This is a genomic window from Carboxylicivirga sp. (genome assembly GCF_982718395.1).
Window position 1 is genome coordinate 1 of sequence record NZ_CEXQWX010000005.1, and the last position, 16,455, is coordinate 16,455.

At 36.5% G+C, this 16,455-nt stretch carries 11 protein-coding genes; all 11 read right to left on the reverse strand.

The features are described 5' to 3' along the window. Positions 1–53 precede the first annotated feature (53 nt). The 11 genes from AC4MRQ_RS01985 to AC4MRQ_RS02035 all read right to left on the reverse strand — a co-directional run bounded on the left by AC4MRQ_RS01985 (position 54) and on the right by AC4MRQ_RS02035 (position 16,240). Complete coding sequence (locus AC4MRQ_RS01985) at positions 54–848, reverse strand: SDR family oxidoreductase (protein ID WP_491195957.1); 795 nt, start codon at positions 846–848, stop codon at positions 54–56. A 17-nt stretch (positions 849–865) separates the two neighbouring features. Beyond that, positions 866–3,301: a DUF5686 and carboxypeptidase-like regulatory domain-containing protein gene (locus AC4MRQ_RS01990; protein ID WP_491195958.1), complete on the reverse strand. Its 2,436-nt coding sequence runs from the start codon at positions 3,299–3,301 to the stop codon at positions 866–868. Between the two features lie 15 nt (positions 3,302–3,316). Beyond that, positions 3,317–3,910, reverse strand: a complete 594-nt coding sequence (locus AC4MRQ_RS01995; RefSeq protein WP_491195959.1) for a CDP-alcohol phosphatidyltransferase family protein — start codon at positions 3,908–3,910, stop codon at positions 3,317–3,319. Between the two features lie 22 nt (positions 3,911–3,932). Further along, positions 3,933–5,045, reverse strand: coding sequence for an SDR family oxidoreductase (locus AC4MRQ_RS02000; RefSeq protein ID WP_491195960.1), 1,113 nt, complete (start codon positions 5,043–5,045; stop codon positions 3,933–3,935). Between the two features lie 29 nt (positions 5,046–5,074). Beyond that, positions 5,075–5,749 (reverse strand): diacylglycerol/polyprenol kinase family protein, encoded by a 675-nt coding sequence (locus AC4MRQ_RS02005; RefSeq protein ID WP_491195961.1) that lies wholly within the window; start codon positions 5,747–5,749, stop codon positions 5,075–5,077. 18 nt (positions 5,750–5,767) lie between these two features. Further along, complete coding sequence (locus AC4MRQ_RS02010; RefSeq protein WP_491195962.1) at positions 5,768–6,496, reverse strand: phosphatidate cytidylyltransferase; 729 nt, start codon at positions 6,494–6,496, stop codon at positions 5,768–5,770. Positions 6,497–6,506: 10 nt separating this feature from the next. Beyond that, a complete protein-coding gene (locus tag AC4MRQ_RS02015) occupies positions 6,507–7,289 on the reverse strand; it encodes a sulfite exporter TauE/SafE family protein (RefSeq protein WP_491195963.1) in 783 nt (260 codons plus the stop codon). A 3-nt stretch (positions 7,290–7,292) separates the two neighbouring features. Continuing rightward, positions 7,293–8,048, reverse strand: coding sequence for an outer membrane lipoprotein-sorting protein (locus AC4MRQ_RS02020; protein ID WP_491195964.1), 756 nt, complete (start codon positions 8,046–8,048; stop codon positions 7,293–7,295). A 9-nt stretch (positions 8,049–8,057) separates the two neighbouring features. Beyond that, positions 8,058–10,307 carry an efflux RND transporter permease subunit gene (locus tag AC4MRQ_RS02025; protein ID WP_491195965.1) on the reverse strand — a complete coding sequence of 750 codons (2,250 nt, stop codon included), beginning with the start codon at positions 10,305–10,307 and terminating at the stop codon, positions 8,058–8,060. A gap of 350 nt (positions 10,308–10,657) precedes the next feature. After that, entirely contained in the window at positions 10,658–13,318 is a 2,661-nt protein-coding gene (locus AC4MRQ_RS02030) for a phage tail-like protein (protein WP_491195966.1), read from the reverse strand. Between the two features lie 96 nt (positions 13,319–13,414). After that, a complete protein-coding gene (locus tag AC4MRQ_RS02035) occupies positions 13,415–16,240 on the reverse strand; it encodes a BspA family leucine-rich repeat surface protein (RefSeq protein WP_491195967.1) in 2,826 nt (941 codons plus the stop codon). Positions 16,241–16,455: the final 215 nt, after the last annotated feature.

Below are 16,455 nucleotides of genomic sequence, written 5' to 3' on the forward strand. Positions count from 1 at the left end.
TCCGATTCCAACTTGCTGGATGCCACATAAATTCTTTTTCATGTCTATTATCTTTAATTATTTATTTTAGTTACCATCCGGTGGAATAGTACCGGGAAAAATTTTCGTATATAAACCATGAGTAATTCGCTTTTGCCAACAAGAATGTCCTTTTCATTCTTTCGAATGGCTTTTACAATTCTCCGGGCGCACTTATCAACGTGTAATCCATTTTCCTGCCCTTTATCCATTTTATTATATGATTCACCATTTTCGGTGAGTGCATGAAGCGAAATGTTAGTTTTTATCCTGCCGGGAGAGACAATCGTTACATTGATATTTGAGCTGTTCAATTCTGCTCTTAACGACTCAAAATAGCCTTGCAATGCATGTTTAGAGGCAGCATAAGCTGTTCGCCAGGGAAAGCCAAACTTTCCAATAATACTGCTAATGGTTACGATGTGACCTGAATTATGCTTTAACATGTGAGGTAATACCAGTTTGGTCAGTGAAATGACGCTAAAAAAATTAAGCTCCATAATGTTACGATCATTTTGCAAAGGTGTGTCAATCGCTAATGACCGTTGACTCCTGCCGGCATTGTTAATCAGTATGTCGATTGGATCGGTCTCACTAAATACCTTTTCTACAAAAGCAGGTAATTCATCAACATTGGATAAATCCATTGAGTATGCCCAACACTTTTCAGTGTGCTGTAAACACGTTTCTTTTACTAATTGTAGCTTCTCTTTATTACGAGCAATTAGCACCGGGAAAGCACCCTCTTTGGCCATTAAAAAGGCCAGCTCCTCACCAATTCCGGATGATGCCCCGGTAATCCATACAACTTTGTTTTTTATGTTTTTCATGTAAATCAAGGTCAGAATTAAAAACTCATTTCAGCTCTAAAGAATATTCCATGCTTATCAGTGTAATCTTTGTTTTGGTAAGTGTTGCCTAATAAACGGACGTATTCAACGCGTAGTACTTTAAATATATTTGTAAAGCCAAATCCAATTTCTGCGTATGGAGTACTTGAATCGTTTGAATAATAATCAGGTAGATCAAACACCCCTTTATAAGAGCCATTAAGCTCTCCCCAATGTCCTTTAAAAGAAACCACCTCGCGCAGTTTTAATTTTTTTATTAACGGTAATCGATTCAGAATAATTCCACCCCCATTAAAATGCAGGTGTGTATTGGTGTATAGATTATGCGCCATGGCGGCATGGTGCAGCAGGTTAAAGCGGTATTTTGCATAGCCCAGTGACATGGAACCAACGGGTTGATCTAAAAGATCGTATGGTGCATCACCAAACAGGTAACCTCCGTTTAGCATATAATTCATAAATACCTGGCCAAATATTAAACGTCCCTGTACAGAACCATGAATCTGACCATACATACCTTCATTATTTACATCTGTTTTACCAAAATCAAATGCCAGGTTAACAATTGGGGTGGGAGTGGAGTAATACACCCGATTGAAGAAATACAGGTCGTAATCCTGCCCGAAGGCATAACGCATATTCATCAGTATACCATAATTTTTATAATTGGGATAGTCAACATTATCCTTGGTAAACTTAACGGCCGGTGTGCTGGTACTCTTCATATGGTAGGGCGACAGTTCAATGTGAAAGTCATTCTCAGCGTTGTATTCAATTTTAAAATCAATCTTCTGTTCTTCCTTCAGGTAAGGATTCCTTTCCCTTGTTGTAAAAGAGGCGATAAAGTTGCTATTGCCTTTTACATTGGGGTTGTTTTTAATGAATGGAAGAAATTTATCCTGCGAAACCAAGTTGTAATCATCTTCATAACTGAATCGTAAAATGAATTTATCTTTTGGCAGAGGTCTGACAGCAATATTAGCACCGTATTTAAACTCTTCACTCTTGGAACCATATCCTAAGAAACCGCCTACGTAAAAACTTTCAAATAACTCCTCGCTGGTCCTAAGAGGTACTGTTATGCGGTTACCTTCGATGGTATTGGTACTATAAATACTAAAAACCGGCCCAATATCCAGCTTACCCATATTCAGATAACTCGACAAGGCCATTCCTCCGATAGCATCTACAGCCTTTACATAATCGTTATCTTTCAGGTTATTAACCCTTTTATAGGTTTCTTCCCCTAACCGATTATAACTAAAGGCTTGCTGATCTTTCCATTCTTTTGGTTTGATGCTATTTAGTTCATCTGATGTTGAATAAAAGGTTGATTTATTGATTAACCAGTTGCCACTTGAAACATTGTTAACCCTTTCTGAATTGTATGAAACAACAGCCGTATCCTTGTTTAAGGATAGTGACATATTAAGGTCAATCTCTTGTTGATCGTAAAACCATTTCCCGTCAGGTAGTTTTTGATATAACACTTGGGCACTAAAACCATTTACAAAATTAAGGTTGGCTTCTCTTGAGATATGCGCTTTTACCTTTGTAAGTGCATAGCTGCCTTCTTCAACTGTAAACTGGCCTGAAAAGAGCGAATTGTATTTGTTCTTAGGAGCAAATGTGAAGTGGTAGTATTTTTGATTACCTACTCTTGTACTGTCATTAAAATACAAGTTATAATATAGCATTGCGTTGTTGCTGATCGGCGAAACAAATCCACGATCCATTATATATATCTGATCTTTATAGAAATCCAGATCAACCACTACATTTTGTAATATGTAAGTTTCAATCGCCTGGTTTATGCGGGGAAAGATGCCGTCTTTCCTGTTATAAACTATAGTATCATTACCACCGTTAGATTGAAGTGCTTCTTCATACAGGTAAATAGGGGAGAAGCGTAAACTTTGGTTTTCCAGTTCTACGGTAACCTCATTGATATCATCAAAAATGCGGGTTACCGTAGAACTTGTATCAAGCGCCATATAAACAGTTGTGTTTTTAACAGCTTTATAATCTTTTACATTTCGAACTTGCTCCCTGTTTTGCTTTTTATGTTTTTGGATGCGTTTGAAAATAACTTTTGTAATGGGCAACTTAGCCTTTACAGTAACATCATCTATTTCCATTACGTCTTTTGAGAGGTATAAAATAATATTTTGATTTGAATACCTTTTTATTGCCTTTTCGGTTGGTATGTATCCAACAGATGAAATACGGATTGTATCACCTTGAGGTGAAGAAATTTCAAAATATCCGTCCAAATCCGTCATAATTCCCTGCTGAGTATTTTTTAGGTACACACTGGCAAACGGAATGGGTTCCTTTGTATCTCTATCCCTGACATAACCGGAAACCTGCTGTGAATAAATATTTACAGAAGAGAAGGCAACAATAATAAAAATAGCGATTTTCAACACCATAAATCCAACAAATAATTACTTGCTATTTTCTTTTTTATAAAGCCAGTAAAGTCCTTTAACACCAATTCGAATATCATCAAGCTTAAACAATACCAGAATTTTCTCTACGTAAGCTATAGCACCCCATCCAATAGCTAAGTAGTACATCCAGGGGTAGAAGCCAAACACAAAAAGTATAAAGAAGAATATACCTTGAATGTATCCGGCTGAAACTGCTGAATAGAGATGTAACCCGGGTATTTTACCAAATCGGATAAAGGAAACGATGTAGCTTAATACAAAAACAGATAGGAAAATGTAAAGTATTAGAGCATGCGGCTCAATCACATCCCATTTAAATATAAATAAGCCCAATAGAGCCATGGCATAGGTGCAGATGTCAGCCAGATTATCCAGGGCAGCACCAAAGTTCGTTTGAAGCTTCAGGTAGCGGGCTAAATTACCATCCAGTATATCACTGATTAAACTGACACAAAGTAAGATGACAAACCACTGCTCATTTCCGGTTAAGGCCATGTATAATATGACAGGAAACACAAGCAAACGGTATAAACTGATGAAGTTTGGAAGGTTGATAACGTTTTCGCCCTTAATTATAAGTTGTTTCATGTTTTATGATTTAAATAGTGTTTTAACTGGCTATATTTACTTCATTATCAATTCTTGAAGAATCAAGGCTATCAATAAAGTACTTGAGCATTTTAAGGATGGCTTTATCTTCGCTATTCCCGTTTTCAATGGGAATCAAAGCATCAAGATTGTTGGTTTCCCATTTTAAATCTGTATCAATGTAACTGCCCGTAAATGACATACCAACAGATACCAGTCTTTCGATTGCTGACATTTCCTCTTTTTTAAGTTCCGGTACCGGTATTAGCTTTATAGGAATCAATGTTGATAAACCATCTAATATTATAGTGTTTTGAATGGACTGTTTAGCAGTAAGATTTAATATCTGAGGTACCTCTGAAGCTTCAACAGTTCGCATTAAATATCGAATAACTAAATTGATGGGAATCAGGTTTTGCGTAGCTTCAGGATCAACTTTAACCCTTATTTCTTTATTGGGGTAACGCGTTGATATACTATGCATTCTTTTGGCAAAGTCAAAAATGCCATAGTCAGTTTTTGTGATTCCTGTTTCACTATCTCCCACAACTTGCGACAGGCGTATAATGTGAGTGTTAATATTGTTGTTCTGACCAAATTCTCTAATGACGTTCTCAGCAAATCTTTTTGATTGTTCGTAGTAATTTCTGAATGCCGAGATATCCTCGTTGTCATGAAATTGTTCCTTGTATTCACCATTGTATTTACCACAAGAATAGGCAGTGCTGATGAAAAAGAATCTTGAATTTTCAGAGGTATATTTTTTATAAATGGATAAAGAATTTTTTACGCCGTCGATATTTGTTCTGAATATTTCGTCTTTTGATTTGAAGTCGTACTTTAAGCTGGCGGCAAAATGGTAATATTCAATCTCTCCGCTAAAAATAGTTTTTAATTCTTCTTCAGGGATGTCGAAATTTTCATCATTCAAAGAATAGTTAATGACTTTAAGCTTTTTATTGCCGGAAAAATCTTTATCATTCAAATGAGAAAGAACCTGATTCATTCTCTCATTGGCTGTTAGTTTCTTGTTTCCTCTAACCAGTGCTATTATTTCATATTCATGATGTAATAACTGATTAATGAAATTAGAAGCTACATATCCATTTGCCCCATTTATAATTATCTTCTTCATATATTGAATGTTATTTTGTTGCTGTTTTATTACTGGAAAAGTGTTAGGATCAGTACCACACTTAAAGGAATAGTCAGATTATCAGAGCCTCTCCAGCTAAATAGCTCTCCAAGCATGCTGACAAAGGCAATGATTAATGATAGCGAGAGTGTTTCGATGTCAAATACACCTCTGTGATAGTACAAGGCAATTAAGCTTATTACCAGGCTCATGGCAAAAAAAGCTCCTGAGCCTAACCAGGTTTTTGTGAATTTGTAACCTGCGATTTTTATCTGACCATTGTATTTTTTAATGTTCATGCCGAGAATGGCTGCCATTGGGTCGCAAACAGCCAGAATCAGCATGGGTAGAATGTAGATGAATTTATCATCCAGTTTATTTGCAATTAAAAATGTTACATATATTGAGATGGGCAATAGATAACTGCCTATTGATTTTCTTTTAATATCATGAATCGACTTTAGCTGCTTGCTGAGTTGCGTAAAAAACAATACAGCAAAGAATATAATGGCCAATACTAATATGTACCAATGAGAATCGAACATATAGGGTAGAGGAATTACAGCCAGTACAGAAGCAAAGTGAGCAAATTTACGTGTGATTTCTCCTTGAATCTTATTTCTACGGTAGTTGAGTTCATTAAAGCCGAGAAGGATACTTATTCCTATCAAGTAAATCGCTGCTAATACTATAATATTTGTCATTAGTTTTATTTAAAGCTGTTATAATTGAATTGATTGAAAGTAGATTGTAACCCATAATCCACCCGCAATAAGGCTATCAAAACGATCAAGGAAACCGCCATGACCGGGTATTAAATTGCTGTAATCTTTTACTTTGTATTTTCGCTTAAAGAAGGATGATGCTATATCGCCTAAAAAGGCAAACAGTACAATTCCCAACACCAGAATAATGGTATTAATCACCGTTGCTTCGTAAAGACCTTTTAAGAGATAGGCACTGGCGATTGCCGTAATTGCCCCTCCAATTAATCCACCAAGGGTTTTATTAGGACTGATGGTTGGTAATAGCTTTGTCTTACCCCAGAGTTGACCACTTATCTGGCTAAAACTGTCAAATATTGATAGAATCAGAAATGAAAATAAAATGACTTCTTTTGGTAGTTTGCTGAAATATAGAAAGCCAATACTTGAAGCTGCAAATACGATATTGGAGAGGATGTAGAAAAGCGTGTTTTGAAAAGCCGATTGTTTATATAGCTTGAATAATTCAACCGCACCCATGGCAATTATTGCTATAGCCATAATATTAAAATACACAGGGTTTATAACGATGCTGAAAAACAGGATGTGTATAATAAAAAAGTAGGTGATAAACTTAGTATAGCTTTTACGTGCTATATCAGCTTCTCTTTTACGATTGATAAAATAGAAACCAATCCCTCCAAGTACGAAATAGCTTAGTATAATGAAATAGATAATTTTAATCATTAATATGTCTTTATTTTACAATCATTAATATTCCAATTGTCAGTAAAACCCCTGCAAACAGGTATCTGGCTTTTGATTCTTTATTTTCAGTATTGACTTTTGAAAGTAATTGAGGTCCCATTATTGCCCCAATCAGCGAGCCTATAGTCAGAAAGGCAACCAAGGTTAAATCTATTTTTCCAACTACGAAATGCGCCAGCGTTGCTGAAACTCCGTTAGATAGTACGATCATTAATGAAGTGCCGATGACCACTTTTAATGAAATATCCATACTTAGCAATCCGGCAATAACCGGGGCAGTTCCACTGGTACCAAACATACCTGATACAACTCCTCCCGATAACCCAAATAGTGTGGATTTGATGTTATAAATCTGAGAAGAGCTGTTATGTCTTTCTGTTTTGTTTTTCATTAACCAGCGGTATGTAATACTGATTGCCATAAAAATGGCATACACGCCATAACTGGTTTTTAATACTTCTGAACTGGTAATGCTTGTAATATACGTGCCTGCGATTGCTCCAAATATTCCTGCAATGGAGAAAAATAAGCCTAGTTTTAAATCGATGTTACCTTTTTTCAGATGTCCCATTGTTCCTGCCAATCCGATAGGTATCGTAGCAACCAAAGAAGTTGCAATGGCTGTTTGAGACGAGACTCCGTATAACAAGATAAGTATTGGCATAAAGAAAATACCACCACCGCCACCAACAACGGTGCCCAGGAAACCAACTACAAATCCGATTAGGGGTAGCAGGTAATATATTGGTTCTATGGACGAGAAGGAAATCATAGCTTATAAATCAGCAGTTAGTTCAAAATCCTCCAGGTTTAATTGACTGAGGTATTTTACTTCGCGAATTAGCATTCTGGAACTCTTGCCATTTCGCATGTTTTTAACCGAAATATGTTTGGGATAGTATTTATCTTTCGAGTTAGTAATTTTAATATATTCAGACAGTTCTGTAACTTTCAGAAGTTTATTGTTTGTGTGGTATTGCTCAAGCCTTAATAAATATTGATCCTGAACAGAGATATAAGCGATACCATAACTTTTACTTTCGGAATTTTCAATTATAATTTTATAGCATTCCTCGTCATTTATCAGAATTGTACCTTCTTTTTTAAAATTGAAATCACCACCAATAATATTGCTGAATTGATTAATAGGCACTTCGCTTCCAATGATTTTCATGTTGAACTTATTGGCTTTGATGCGTTGAATTTTTCCGGTGGCCGGAACGAATATCTCAATTAAACCTTTCTTGTTGGGGTAGTCTGTTGTGATAATCTTCGTGCCCGAAACATGATGAGGTGCTGTTATTTCAATCTTTACCTTTTTTTGTTCTCCAAACTCTGCAAAATCAACTGTAAGCTCTTTTGTTTTGCTGATGTCTTTATTGTCTGTGGTGACAAGCTCCAATGCCAGGTGCACATTTTTAAGTGCTAATTTGCTTTTTGAGCTATTGATTAGTTGTTTGGCCGTGAAGCCACTATCTGCAAATGAGCAGCAAACAAGAATGAAGAGTGTATAGGTTAATAATTTTTTCATAATTACAGGTTACTTTTTCAGATAAGCAGGGTTAATGGTTTTTATAATGGCAGGTATTAATAGCAGCGCACACATTAAACAAGAGAATATGGAAACAACTACTAAAAACCCAAAGAATCGTAATGGTGCAAAATTTGAAAATATAAGAGCCGAGAAGCCGATAATTACAGACATGGCATTGAAAACAATACCTCGTCCTGTAGTTTTAAAAGTATTTGAAATAGCTGTATCAATATTTTTCGACATGGCATATTCACTTTTATATCGCCACAAAAAATGTATGGTATAATCAACACCAACACCAATCATAATAGATGATAGTAAGGTTGTGGCAATGTCAAGAGGAATATTAACTATTCCCATCAATCCGAATAAAAACAATGTGGATAGAACCAGTGGCAGGCTTGCATGTATACCTGCTGATACAGATTTAAAAATAAGGGCCAGCAATATAAAGATGATTACAAATGCCAACAGTAATGAGGACTTCTGGCCATTGATCACCATATCTGCAATTTGTATTTTCGACAGGCCAGGCCCACTAATACTTACCAATTGAGGATCGTTCTCTGTTATATCAGCGAGCGCCTTCAAAATAGCTTTGCCGGTTTGATTACTTCCATCTTTCATGCTAACCAGTATTCTCGAGTGCTTATAATTGTAATCAATGAATTGAGCTATTTGTTCATCAAATCCGCTCATCGAGAATATTTCGAGGTATTGCACTGCTTCTTCTTTTGATGCAGGCAAATTAAGATATCCATCTTCATCAGGCGCAAACATACCTTTGCTTAATTCTTTAAAGAATGTACTTGGCGAAATGATATTGCCGGCCATGGGAAGCTTTTTGATTTCTTCAGTATACTTCTCCATTCGCTTTAATGCTTCCGGCGATAAAACATCACCCTTAAAAAGAATGGAAACATATTGGGAGCCACCGAATTTATTGTTGACAAGATCAATGCCTTTCTTAATATCTGATTTGCCAATAAAATATTCTTCCACATTTGTATCAACGTGCAGGTTAAACAAGCCCCAAATGCTAATTATTGATACGAGTGAGAAAGCCATAATAACCCTTTTATTATAACGGCTTACCCAATGGGTGAATTTCCCTAGTACCTTATCGATAAATGAATTCTGACGTTTAGAATGTGAATGTGTGGGTCTGCCTTTATTTAAAAAAGTGAGTAACAATGGTATCATATACAGGCTAAGCACTAACGCAATACCAATACCAGCAGATGAAAGAACTCCCAGTTCGGCAGCGGGAGGCATATCATGTGAGAGTAAGCCTAACATTCCTCCAATGGTGGTTAAAGCGGTAATTACAATCGGTTTTTTTAATTCATGGAATATCTCAATCGCAATTTCTTTCATTGAAGCAGATGAATTGGCATGCGATTTTTCCTGGTACAGATTTATTAAATGAATTCCATAATCATTTGCGATAGCAATAAGCATGATGGGGAGCAATACAGAAATCAAGGAAATTTCCCAGTTCATAATTGCCATGAGAGCAAACGAGATCAATATGGATAAGATAACAACCAGAAATGGTAGTATAACACCTTTCCATTCCCTAAATGAAAAGTAGAGCATTACTACCATTAAAAATAATGCCAGTGGTAATAAGAAAATCAAGTCTGATTTTATATACCCCTTTATTGATTGGCGGATATAAGACAATCCACCTACATATACCATTTCGTCTCCTGGCGTGTTCTTAATTACGTTTTCAATTGAAGGAATTAATTCCTTATCTGCTACATCATTACTCTTTGTCAATATAATTGCGGTGGACTTAAAATATTTGGAGACAAAACGCTTCCCCATTGGGTTATTGGTAATTTTGTCTTTCAGAACATTACGTTCCTGAATGCTTTCAGGAAATTCGGTGATTAAGGGATTGATTTCTGAAAATCCATCGTTGTAGCTGAATTCTATTGCATCAAGTATGGAAAGACAGTTTTCAATTCCTGGTAAGTCTTTTAATTGTAATGTAAGTTGCTCAAGTCGTTCAAAGCTTTTGTCGTTTAAGATATTGGTTTCCGAATTTAGAATTAACATTACCTTTTCGCTTCCGCCAAATATGTTGTTTAATTCTTTGATATAAGCTCTGTTACCAACATGTTCCGGGATGTATTTTTCAAATCCCGGGTTGATTCTAATTTGTGAAAGTTGTGTGGATGAAAGAATGGTTATGAGAACAATAATAATTAATATCCAATATTTATACCTCCCTAAAATTTTTTTCATTCTAATCCCAATTCTTAACTGATGCAGAAAATTTTACATCAACACTAATTATTATTGTTGAACCTCCAAACATGTAAATATAGAGCGATTAAATATGGTTGTCCAGTAAAAAAAGCTTAAGCGTGGAATTAGCGAGGTGAAGTGTCAGATAGATGGAATGAAACAGAACAGCAAGTGATTTGAAAATTATATTAAGCTTTAAATGATAACCGGCATTAACTAATGAATAAACAAAATGATTCCAAGCCCATTTTGCTATACCGGAAATTATTAAATCGGCTCAGGTTAATAAAAGTAAAAATCCTCTCTCCATATGGAAAGAGGATTTTCGTTTATTTGCTGTTAGTGTTCTACTTCACCACCATTCGCTTTGTATCTTTTACATTATTATTAACAAACAAAGAATATAAGTATGTACCCGGGGTGTAAGATGAAGTATTACATTGTACAAATCCTTCTCCGCCTTCTTGCACCTCAATACGTTCTACTTCAGTCCCAGATAGGGTGTAAATGGTGATATACGCTGGTGCATTTTGTTCTGCTAAATAATATTTAATTGTTGTAATTCCGTTAACAGGATTGGGCGTGTTTTGATAAAGCTTTGTTTTTTGACTTGTGGATTTAAGCTGTTGTGCATTGGTTGATAAATTTAATAATTCAAGTACTTCAGCCATTTGTGTTTCCAATGTTGTAACCCTGTCTTCCAAACTTTCAATTTGATCTTGCTGATCTATTAAGATTTCTGATAAGTCTACTGTGTTTCCGCCAGATATAGTTAAGGATGTTCCACTAACTGATAATGTTTGCTCATCGGTGTTATCCATATACTCTGTAAGGTACACACCAAAGTCAGAGTTGTCGATTCCCAGGTAATAGTCATCATCTAAATATAATCCTTGCCTGTCTGTGTTGGGTTCATAACCATCTTGCAATGAACTAACATCTATAGTATTGCCGCCTGCAATTGTTAAGTTTATTCCTGATAAACTTAATGTTTGCTCATCAGTATTGGCTTCATATCCATCCTGAATAGATGATAAATTAACCGAATTACCATCTTCTATGCTTAAAGTTGTTCCAGATAAGGCAAGGGTTTGATCATCCGTTCCGGTTCCATCCTGAAGCGCAGACAGGTCAATAGTACTTCCATTATCTATCGAAAGGTTTGTACCGGATAATGAAATATCCTGAGCATCGGTGTTATCTAAATAACCTGATAAATTAATAGTATTTGTTCCACCTGAAATGCTTAAAACATCAGAGGTTAAGGATAATTCCTGACTATCCGTGTTAGCTTCATAGCCATCTTGCAATGCACTTACATCAATTGTATTTCCACCTGAAATGCTTAAATCGGTTCCTGTAAGAGATAAGGTTTGAGCATCGGTATTATCTAAATAGCCTGACAGGTCGATAGTATTGGTTCCGCCAGAGATACTTAAGTTATTGGTTGAAAGACTTAATTCCTGAGCATCTGTATTATCCAGGTATGAAGATAAGTCAACTGAATTACCATCAGAAATGGATAAAGTATGGTCAGTCAGGTCAAGGTTTTGACAACCGCTGTTTGACCATGCTGAACCACTCCAGATATTCAGCTTATCGTTGGTGCTGTCATACACCATCATACCTTCATCATTCGTCGTTAAACTACTTGCTAAAGAAGTCTTTTCTGTTTCCGAAAGCCTGTTAATCAGAAAACCTTTATCTGTTTCTGAAAGGTCGATACTGGCATTTAGGTTGGGGGCAGTAGTTCCAATACCCAAAGTCATGCGATTAGATTCATCCGTACCGCCAATTATGAAACTATTATTTTGAGTAACACTTGCGCTTGTTCCCAAAGCAACGGAATTGACACCAGAAGCATTGGAATAAGCACCTATTGCTATTGAGCTATCAGCAGCAATAGCAGTACCTCGACCAATAGCAATTGAATGATTGTTATCTATATCTACTTGATAGCCAATGCCAATGGAGTACCCGGAGTTAGCATCCATATTGAGTTGATATCCTAATCCAAGTGCACCTTTTCCGCGTAAATCAGCTTCATTACCTATAGCAATACCATATTGACCATCGTTATATATGGAGTACCCCAACATAACTACATCATCTTCACTTGGGGTACTGTTGGCTCCAATAAAGGTGCAGCGGGAATTGTATAGATCTTCATAATCTGAAAATGCCCCCATTCCTACATTATCTTCTCCTTCCCGGTTTGTGTAGCCTGTATAGTAGCCGACATAGGTGTTTCTGCTGGCATTATCTAAACCATTGGTTCTGTTATTATCCCACCCCGAGTAGGCTCCAATAAAGGTGTTGTAATTACCATGTTCCGTATGCCTGCCCGCTTCTGTTCCAAACATTGAATTATTATTAGCACTGCCAATATCCTCTCCTGTCAGGTATCCAATTGCCGTATTATTATATCCGTAATCAACATCATAAAGTGCCTCATGGCCCACCCCGGTGTTGTGATATCCTGCCACTGACTTAAAACCTACCTCATTGCCAATAAAAGTATTCCTGTATCCCGTTGTATTATCAAAGCCAGCATCCTCACCAATAAATGTATTTTCGTACCCGGTGGTATTGTTGGTACCTGATTCTTCTCCAATAAAAGTATTATCATAACCGGAGGTATTCATTTCACCTGATTCCGTACCAACAAAAGTGTTATCTCCTGCAGTAGTATTTGTTACACCTGCCTGGTGGCCAATAAATGTGTTATCAAAGCCTTTTGTATTATTCATGCCAGCCTGGTACCCTATAAATACAGCCTCATTAAAAGTATGATTTACTCCGGCCTGGTAACCGAAGAATGTATTCTGGCTACCAGTAGTAATTCTTGATCCTGTACTGTCGCCATAAGCGGTATTAAAGTCACCGGTAGTTATACTCTCTAATGAACCTTCTCCCTGGCCCTCGTTTAATGTTTGTGCCCTGATGATGTTACTACAGGTAGCTAAAATAAGAACTGCAAGAAGTAAAGATTTATATTGTTTTTTCATGATATTTCCTTTTGATATGAGATGAATAGATATATGAGAGACAAGGAGAAATGAGACAGAGATAAAATCTCAATATGCATTTCTAACCTTGTTTATCTATTGAATTATTAGTTTTAGTGTTTCAACAAGATTTGGATGGTTGATTTGTATGAAATATATTCCGGATTCAAATTCTGAAACAGCAACTTTGAGGTTGCGAGAAGTATTTGTGGAATAAATCATGTTGCCATTTGCACTGTAGATATTTAGGAGTACACGAGCATAACCTGTTAAGCCCTTAATAAATACATAATCTTTTGCCGGGTTTGGGTATAATTTAATATTACCAAACGGATGTGACTCCAGGCTTGTACTCGTACTTACCACTACATTGAAAGTACAAGTATTGGTATTGCCTGAATTATCAGTTATAGTCCAGCTTATGGTATTTGTACCCACCGGTAGCTCAACTCCTTCCAGAGTTTCTGAATTGTTCACATCATTAACAATGGTGGTAATTTCACAATTATCAAATGTACTTACCGGATCAAACTCAGAGCCCTGAACTGTATATGAATTTCCTATAATCTTAATTTCTTTATCTTCCACGCATGAAATTGCAGGAGCCATAACATCTTCAATAATTACATTTTGCGTTTGGGTACTAGTATTGCCATTGCTATCTTCAAAAGTCCAGGTTACCAGAGTTGTTCCCTGCTCTGTTATCGGTAATGTTGCATTATGCGAAACGTATACCATATCGGAGCAGTTATCTGTGGCTTTAGGGGCAATCAATTGTGTTACTTCACATTGACCAATAACATCCGGTAGGTTTTGCAGATTAGGAACAGGGGCTTCCATTTCCTGTCCGGCATCGGAAATATTCCAAAACTGATTGGCAGTAAGGCTTTCACGATAATCCCCGCTTTTACAATAAGAAATACCTTCTGCTCCGAAGCTACACCCGTAATTTACATCTTGTTGCGACCAAGCCTCAAGTATTAAATCGTAATTTTCAGTTGATAGGCCTGAATAACTGAAAACATCGGAAAGGACTTCGGCATTTTCAATGTTCCAGCTACTTAAATCCTGATTGAACGATTCTGCATTGTTAAACATATTTTGAAATAGCTTGACATTGCTAACATTCCAGGAACTAATATCAACATTAAACTGTGAATTACCTTCAAACATGTGGTCCAACATAGTAGATGAACTAACATCCCAGGAACTGATGTCTTGATTAAATGAAGTTCCGGAAAACATATACTGGAAGGTACTTGCCGCGCTCACGTTCCAGTTACCGATATTCTGGTTGAAACTGCTGTTCTTAAACATTGCAAACATTGTTTCAACCGAACTTACATTCCAGGAAATGATATCTCCATTAAAAGAGCTACTTTGAAACGTATAGCTCATATTGTCTACATTGCTCACATCCCAATCAGATAAGCCCTGTGTTAAACTTGTACATTCGTAAAATGCTGCACTTAAGGAATTAACCTCTGATAAATCTGGCGTGTCTGTTGCCAGAATATCCATATTTGTACAACCGGCAAATGCGCTGCTAAAAGTTTTCCAATGAATCGTTCCCCATTGGTCTACAGAAAGTAACTTTTCCCTATCCCCTTCAAAATTCATATTGATCACAGGAAAAATCCCGCGAATTTGGATGGTGTAGGTACCAGGAGCGCTAAACGTATGTTCGTACTCTCCGGTAATGGCTAAGGTATCAAATACGCCATCGTTATCCCAGTCTATATCGTAACTGTATGAATAATCGTCATTTGTGGGTATAAGAATAGTTGAGTCGTTGCTTGTCCCTTCAATATCTGTTTTCCAGGTGGTAATAAAATAATGGGTATCATCGCATGTTTGTCCATTGTCAGTGATAGACCAACCGTGTTTTGAAATAAGGGTATCTCTATAACTTCCGGCATTGCAATAACCTACTCCCATAGCCCCAAAATCAACACCATCCTGTACGTTTTGTGCACTCCAGCCCTGAAGCAGTTTATCGTAGTTTTGTGTAGATAATCCCGATACAAAAAACATTTCTCTCATTGTGGTTACATTGCTCACATTCCAGTTGCTTAGGTCCTGATCAAATTCTAATGCAGTAGTAAATGTTCGAAATAAGCTCGTTACGGAATCAGTTTTCCAATTCCCAATGTTCTGATTAAACGACTTGGCATAGTAAAACATGTATGACATGCTTTCTACATTATTCACGTTCCAGTCGCTGATATCAATATTAAAACTATCGGCATTACGAAACATGGATGACATGGAGGTAACATTACTTACATTCCAGTTGCTGATGTCACCATTAAAGTTGGTGGCGCTATGAAACACTCCGTCCATTATAGTGACGTTACTTACATCCCAGTTGGATAAATCCTGGTCAAATTCATAGGCATATTTAAACATGTTTTCCATTGTAGTTACATTATCTACATTCCAATTAGAAATGTCACCATTAAAAACGGAACAGCCTTTAAACATTTCGCTTAAATCGGTTACGGCTGATAAATCAGGTGTATCGGCTGCATTGTAAGTTAGATTTTCACAACCGGCAAAAGCATAGTTCATATCAGACCAGGCAATCGTTCCCCACTGATCAATAGATAGTAATTTTTCGCAGTCGCCACCAGCATTAAAATAAATAGCGGGAAATGTTCCTTGTATTCGAATCGTATAAGTACCTGTGCTTCCAAAATCATGGGTAATATCACCTGTTATTCCGAACTCATCAAAAGTTCCATTGTTATCCCAATCTACATTATAACTGTAGGCGTAGGCACTGTTTGTTGGAATAGTAATAGTAGTTGATCCAGGATCATCCTCTGAATCAGTATTCCAGGTTGTGATAAACTCGGTTTGAGTAAAACCTTTGGTTGCAATAAGTGATAATAAGGTGAAAAGTAAAATTGTCTTATTCATACGTTTTGTTTTATGGTGCTCTACTTTCTCTTAAATCAGTACCTGATATTGTTATACCGATTTGCATTCTAAAATGCCGCATAACTTTGTTACACACATTCTGTGACTTTAGAAGTCGATCAGCATTATACCATACGGTATTATTTAATTAAATTGGTATTAAGTGTGGCAGAAGCAGAACTTCCAATAATTGAATGTTTTTGTGTTTTGTGTTA

Coding starts and splice junctions, on each gene's coding strand:
- AC4MRQ_RS02015 (WP_491195963.1), bottom strand. CDS start 7,289: ATGATTTCCTTCTCGTCCATAGAACCAATATATTACCTGCTACCCCTA.
- AC4MRQ_RS02025 (WP_491195965.1), bottom strand. CDS start 10,307: ATGAAAAAAATTTTAGGGAGGTATAAATATTGGATATTAATTATTATT.
- AC4MRQ_RS02020 (WP_491195964.1), bottom strand. CDS start 8,048: ATGAAAAAATTATTAACCTATACACTCTTCATTCTTGTTTGCTGCTCA.
- AC4MRQ_RS01990 (WP_491195958.1), bottom strand. CDS start 3,301: ATGGTGTTGAAAATCGCTATTTTTATTATTGTTGCCTTCTCTTCTGTA.
- AC4MRQ_RS01985 (WP_491195957.1), bottom strand. CDS start 848: ATGAAAAACATAAAAAACAAAGTTGTATGGATTACCGGGGCATCATCC.
- AC4MRQ_RS02005 (WP_491195961.1), bottom strand. CDS start 5,749: ATGACAAATATTATAGTATTAGCAGCGATTTACTTGATAGGAATAAGT.
- AC4MRQ_RS02010 (WP_491195962.1), bottom strand. CDS start 6,496: ATGATTAAAATTATCTATTTCATTATACTAAGCTATTTCGTACTTGGA.
- AC4MRQ_RS01995 (WP_491195959.1), bottom strand. CDS start 3,910: ATGAAACAACTTATAATTAAGGGCGAAAACGTTATCAACCTTCCAAAC.
- AC4MRQ_RS02035 (WP_491195967.1), bottom strand. CDS start 16,240: ATGAATAAGACAATTTTACTTTTCACCTTATTATCACTTATTGCAACC.
- AC4MRQ_RS02030 (WP_491195966.1), bottom strand. CDS start 13,318: ATGAAAAAACAATATAAATCTTTACTTCTTGCAGTTCTTATTTTAGCT.
- AC4MRQ_RS02000 (WP_491195960.1), bottom strand. CDS start 5,045: ATGAAGAAGATAATTATAAATGGGGCAAATGGATATGTAGCTTCTAAT.